Source organism: Streptococcus sp. GMD3S (assembly GCF_000298695.2).
GTDB lineage: Bacteria > Bacillota > Bacilli > Lactobacillales > Streptococcaceae > Streptococcus.
Genome location: NZ_AJRC02000047.1, coordinates 1 through 870 on the forward strand (window position 1 = coordinate 1; position 870 = coordinate 870).

At 43.6% G+C, this 870-nt stretch carries 1 protein-coding gene and 2 pseudogenes; all 3 read left to right on the forward strand.

From position 1 onward, the window contains the following. Positions 1–158 (forward strand): phosphoribosylaminoimidazolesuccinocarboxamide synthase (locus GMD3S_RS0209490; RefSeq protein ID WP_008290331.1); only part of this gene is annotated, 158 nt, incomplete at its 5' end. Between the two features lie 76 nt (positions 159–234). Beyond that, a pseudogene (locus GMD3S_RS11070) lies at positions 235–303 on the forward strand (phosphoribosylaminoimidazolesuccinocarboxamide synthase); the annotation flags it as partial. A 56-nt stretch (positions 304–359) separates the two neighbouring features. Next, positions 360–870: pseudogene (locus GMD3S_RS0209495) on the forward strand (phosphoribosylformylglycinamidine synthase); the annotation flags it as partial.

Genomic DNA, 870 nt, shown 5'->3' on the forward strand with positions numbered 1-870 from the left:
ATGGCAAGATTATCTTGGCAGACGAGTTTTCACCAGATAACTGCCGTTTGTGGGATGCAGATGGCAACCACATGGACAAGGATGTTTTCCGTAGAGGACTCGGAGAATTGACAGATGTTTATGAGATTGTCTGGGAGAAATTGCAGGCTTTGAAATAAGCTGTTAGAAACGGAAAACCTTCGTCTTTCAGATGTAAGGACTCAGGCTGTAAAGGTCCCCCAGACCTTTACACTCCGTAGGGGATTGGGAGAACGGACAGACGTTTACGAGATTGTTTGGGAAAAGTTGCAGGAATTGAAATAACAACCTCAAGGATGTTTGGGAACATTGCAAGAGCTGAAATAAAGGAATAAGAATTGATGAATAAACGTATTTTTGTTGAAAAAAAGGCTGATTTTCAAGTCAAGTCAGAGAGTTTGGTAAGGGAGCTCCAGCACAACTTGGGACTTTCAACTTTGAAAAGTATTCGCATCGTGCAAGTTTATGATGTCTTTGACTTGGCAGAGAATTTGTTTGCGCCTGCAGAAAAACATATCTTCTCTGAGCAGGTGACAGATCATGTCTTGGACGAAGCGGCCGTGCAAGCGGATCTTGCCAACTATGCTTTCTTTGCCATTGAAAGTTTGCCAGGGCAGTTTGACCAGCGTGCAGCTTCGGCACAGGAAGCCTTGCTTTTGCTGGGAAGTTCGAGTGACGTGACAGTCAACACAGCTCAACTTTACTTGATTAATAAAGATATTGATGCGACTGAGTTGGAAGCGGTCAAAAACTATCTGCTCAATCCAGTTGATTCTCGTTTCAAGGACATCACGACAGGGATTGCCAAGCAGGAATTTTCAGAGTCGGACAAGACCATTCCTAAATTGACTT